This window comes from uncultured Agitococcus sp. (genome assembly GCF_937920075.1).
GTDB lineage: Bacteria > Pseudomonadota > Gammaproteobacteria > Pseudomonadales > Moraxellaceae > Agitococcus.
The window spans coordinates 1-4,810 of sequence record NZ_CALETI010000477.1 but is presented as its reverse complement, the minus strand read 5'-3'; the positions used below and the strand labels follow the sequence as shown (position 1 = coordinate 4,810).

Genomic DNA, 4,810 nt, shown 5'->3' with positions numbered 1-4,810 from the left:
GTTTCTGCTACTTCTCGTAAATTTACCTTAGTAATATTCCCCGAAGCTTCGAGTTTTGCACGACCAGCGGTATGAATAACCGCCCGACGCATATCGTCATTACTAAAGTTATCAAGCATAATAATATCAGCATGAGCGTTTAAGGCTTCCTCCAACTCGGCAAAAGTCTCTACTTCTACCTCAACAGGTTTATTGGGAGCAATTTGCCGCGCTTGGGTAATAGCGGCTGTAATGCTACCAGCAGCCATAATATGATTTTCTTTAATTAAAAAGGCATCAAATAAACCTAAGCGGTGGTTTTTGCCTCCACCAACACCAACAGCATATTTTTGTGCAATACGCAAACAGGGTAAAGTTTTGCGCGTATCTAATAATTGTGTCTGTGTTCCTTCTAAAAGGCCAACGAGTTCACGGACTTTTGTGGCAGTTCCCGATAAGGTTTGAATAAAGTTGAGTGCAGGGCGTTCGCCAGTTAATAAACTACGAGCATTGCCTGCTAATATCAAAAAAGGTGTATTAGCAGCCAAAAAATCACCTTCTTGAGCTAACCACTCAATGTCAACGGAGGGATCTAATTGCTTAAATAAAGCATTAACCCAAGGTTGACCAGTTAACACCATTGGTTCGCGTGTAATAACGCGTGCTTTTGCGTAGTTATTGGCAGGAATTAATTGTGCGGTGATGTCTCCATCACCAATATCTTCGCTTAAAGCCAGTTGAATGTTTTGTTGAATGGCTTGATTGAGTAAAGTTTGACAAATCATATCGCTAACATCTTTAAGTTTTGAACATAATTTGAGAGTATAGGCGTTAAGAGCAATGAAAAAAACTGTTTTGTCTCTTTAACTATTGTTTAGATATGGTTAAATTAGAAGGATTATAAGCTGTTTGTCTGTTGCATTGATCATTGTTGTGTTAAAACAGTGTGTACATCTAAATCCATATTGTCGGTTGAAAATAGATCGTACATAAATGAACTTGCAATAAACGCTTGTTTAAACAAGATGGATACAAAACAGAAAAATACAGTGTCTACATTTAAAAAAAGATTATTTTATTTTGTGAATTAGATCACAAAGTATAAGTTATGTTTACAAAGAATTAAATTATTAAAGCAGGAACGATTCTGATGAGTGCTCCACAAAAGCTTCCCGCAGTATTGGAAGGTTTGCGTACAGTTATTGAACCCAAAATTAACGCTACATTACATACGATGATGACTCGCCTTGAGGAAATTGTGTATCAGTGGTGTCAAGGGTTAAGTGATGCTGAGCAGCAGCGTTATATGGATATTATTATTGCTGTGCGCCGTGAGCGTGCTCAAATTGAAATGGACTTTTCCAAAGCACTAACCATGAGTTTTGTTCAACTGCCTAATATTAAGCCACCTATTGAGTCTGGTAAAAAAGCACCTAGCTTAAGTGGTTTTGATTTTGACTCTTTATCTTTAGTGGATAGTGAAGATATGGAGATCACGGTCACTGTCGATAGTATGGTGGCGCGTACTCGTTTAGATTATGCCAATTTATATAGTTTGCTGCGTCAACGTTTTTTGCATATTGCACCAAGTTATAATTTAATTGAGAAAAATTTCCCCTTAGATACAGGTGCTTTAGCCCAACACTTTCAAAATTCAATTAAACATTTAGTGTTAGAAGTCTCTCAAAAAGTATTGATTTTACGTGTATTTCAACAGGAATTTTTGAGTCAGTTATGGCCAATTTTAGAAGAAGCTAATCAATATTTAGTTAAAGCAGGTATTTTGCCTGAACTAAAATCAACATTTAGTAATGCAGCAAAAAAAGAGAGTGATTACGATGAAGTCATGGCTCGTAAAGAGCAAGAAGAAAAAGAAAGAGCTGAAAAAGGTGATGAGCCTGAGAAAAAGTTAGATACAGAAGATATTTTTACCTTTTTAAAAGATGTACACAAAATTGGTAATTCAGGGCCATCTGCTAATGAGTTGCCAATTCCAGCCGCTGCGAATGGTGAAGTTATTACGGGTGCTACTTATCATGGTGGTGAATATGTTGGCGGTGGCGGTGTAGGTTTGTTACCTGCGTCAGCAGTTGGTGGTAGTGTGGCTGCTGTACCTTTAGTGCCGCAAAATATTGCTGAAACAGCCAAAGTACAAGCATTAGCGACAGAGCAATTAGTAGGCTTATTATCAAAATTACAAGAAAATCAACCTAAAGCCAAATTAGTCGAAGATGATTCCTCACCAACAGTTGCTGATGTACGTTCTGGTATTCGTAATAATTTAAAATCTGATGAGAAAAAAGTTGAAGCGGTGCGTCAGGCTGACGAAGATGTTATCAACCTTGTTTCTATGTTATTCGATTTCATTTTAGATGATGATGATTTACCCACAGCCATGAAAGCTTTGTTGGGACGTTTACAAATTCCATTGTTAAAAGTGGCGATTATTGACAAATCGTTCTTTAATGCAGAAAAACATAAAGCTCGTCAATTACTGAATTTATTAGCTAAAGCAGGTATTGGTTGGAACCAAAAAGATCCTGGTGGCGATGCTTTATACGCCAAAATTGAAGAAGTTGTTTTTAGAATCTTAAATGAATTTATTTCTGATTTAAGTATTTTTGATGATTTATTAAAGGAATTTTCTGATTTTTATGACCAACAACAAAAGCGTACAGAGTCTATTGATAAACGTACTCGTGAAGCTGAAGAAGGCCGTGCTCGTGCAGATATGGCTCGCGCGATGGTGCAACAAACCTTAAATCGTCGTCTGACTGGTCGTCAGTTACCTTTAGTTGTTGTTAAGTTATTGCAAGAAGGATGGAAGCACGTCTTGTATATCAACTGTCTAAAAGAAGGTACAGAATCAGAGCCGTGGAAACAAGCCGTTAAAGTCGTTGATGCGGTGGTGTGGAGTGTCATTCCACAACCAGGCGCAGAATGGATAGCTCGTTTAAAAAATGTTTCGCCTAAGCTCATGAATAGTTTACGTAAAGGCTTAGCAGCGGTTAATTATGACGCCTTGGCAACAGAAGCATTATTAAAAGAGTTGGCGGATGTTCATCATGAATTGATGGGTGGTCATGCCATGCCCACAGTCACAGTTTTAGACCCAGAAGCGGCTAAGACTGAAGCTCCTAGCCAAGGTACTATTTCTGCAGAGCAAATTGCTAATAATAGTCAAGCAAATCAAGCAACGGCTGTTGTGCTACCGAGTGATAGTTTACAACCTGCATTAGCAGAAACCTTACCTAGCGATAATGAGCATTTGCAAAAAGTGAATCAGCTTAATGTCGGTAGTTGGGTAGAGTTTATTCAAACTGATCGTCGTGATCGTCATAAGTTAGTCGCGAGAATTCGTTCCGTTGATAAGTTGATTTTTGCCAATAGGCGCGGTATTAAAGTTGCCGAAATGAGTGCCATGAAATTAGCTGTTGATATGAGTCAAGGTCGGGCACGAATTATTGAAGAAGCACAAGTCTTAGATAAAGCATTGGAGTCGGTGATTGGTAACTTACGTACCCTTGGCGAACAACATAAACAGCAATCTTGAGATCAGTGATGACGGTTGGTTAAGTCTAGCCCGCCGTTGTCCTTCCCCAAATTTTAATCAACGTCCAGATACGCCAATATCTTTAGTGGTTGTTCATAATATTAGTTTGCCACCTTGTCAGTTTGGTGGTTCCTACATCGAGCAGCTTTTTACTAATTGTTTAAATCCTAATGAGCATCCTTATTTTGCTCAAATTGCTCATTTGCAAGTTTCTGCTCACCTATTGATTCGTCGTACTGGTGAAGTAGTGCAGTTTGTACCTTTTACAGCACGCGCATGGCATGCAGGACAATCCCTGTATCAAGGCCGCGCAAATTGTAACGATTTTTCCATTGGAATTGAGTTAGAGGGAGCGGACGAAATCCCCTATGAACAGGTACAATATCAACAACTGGCAAAGATTATTTGTGGTCTAAAAAAGTCTTATCCAGCGATTGCTGAGCATATTACAGGGCATTCCAATATTGCCCCTGAGCGAAAAACTGATCCTGGTCCTGCGTTTGATTGGTCAATGTTAAGCCGTTTGCTTGACCAAGAGAGTCAATTATGAAGTTAATTTTAGTGTTGTTAGTACTAATTAGTCGTGAGTTGGTAACTCCAGCTTGGCGTAATTTGCTAACAAAACCTTCATATTGGTGGCGCGATTTATGGTTGAATGTGGCAAGTAAACAAAATTTATCAGCAAGTCTTGTTTTAGCAGCTTTGTCATTATTGCCTGTCATGATTTATGGTGTTTTGTTCTTGTTTTTACAAAAAGCGCATTTTATTTGGCAGTTTTTATGGGGAGCAGTGATTTTAGTATCTGTTTTTATTGATCGTCGTTTGCCTACCGTATTAAGTGAAGCTCGGCAATTAAGTCTGCAAAAGGCCAACGTCAGCGAAGATCAATTGACTCAGGTTCGTTTACAACTATTTAATAGTTATTTAAAAGAATTATTTGCTCCATTGTTTTGGATTTTTTTATTAGGGCCGTGGGGCGTGTTATTGGTGTCTGTTTATTATTCTTGCCGTATTTGTCAGGAACAAGAGCAAAATTTATTGCTCAAAGATGTAGCAGAAAAAAGCTTGTGTTATTTAAATTGGTTACCTAGTCGAGCCTTGGCATTATCTTTTGCTTTAGTTGGACAATTTATGCCAGTTTGGCAATATTTGCTTAACACCTATCAAACCTCTGTCTCGCCCTTAACTTTAATAGAGCAGTCGGCACATTTAGCAGAGACAGAAACGAGTACTTTGCAAACAGAACATACATGGTTAGCAACACTAGCATCTTATGAA

4 protein-coding genes are annotated in these 4,810 nt (G+C 38.4%); 3 read left to right on the top strand and 1 reads right to left on the bottom strand.

From position 1 onward, the window contains the following. Positions 1-764: carboxylating nicotinate-nucleotide diphosphorylase (gene nadC / locus Q0212_RS16270; RefSeq protein WP_297927479.1), on the bottom strand; the 764-nt coding region annotated here is incomplete at its 3' end. Between the two features lie 365 nt (positions 765-1,129). On the opposite strand from nadC, the gene Q0212_RS16265 reads away from it, so the two are divergent. From Q0212_RS16265 to ampE, 3 genes are all read left to right on the top strand, one after another. Continuing rightward, positions 1,130-3,532 carry a DUF1631 domain-containing protein gene (locus tag Q0212_RS16265; RefSeq protein WP_297927477.1) on the top strand — a complete coding sequence of 801 codons (2,403 nt, stop codon included), beginning with the start codon at positions 1,130-1,132 and terminating at the stop codon, positions 3,530-3,532. Beyond that, positions 3,516-4,082 (top strand): 1,6-anhydro-N-acetylmuramyl-L-alanine amidase AmpD, encoded by a 567-nt coding sequence (ampD, locus tag Q0212_RS16260; protein WP_297927481.1) that lies wholly within the window; start codon positions 3,516-3,518, stop codon positions 4,080-4,082. Before Q0212_RS16265 ends, ampD begins: the two co-directional genes overlap by 17 nt. Continuing rightward, positions 4,079-4,810 (top strand): regulatory signaling modulator protein AmpE (gene ampE / locus Q0212_RS16255; RefSeq protein WP_297927475.1); only part of this gene is annotated, 732 nt, incomplete at its 3' end. The genes ampD and ampE, both read left to right, overlap by 4 nt.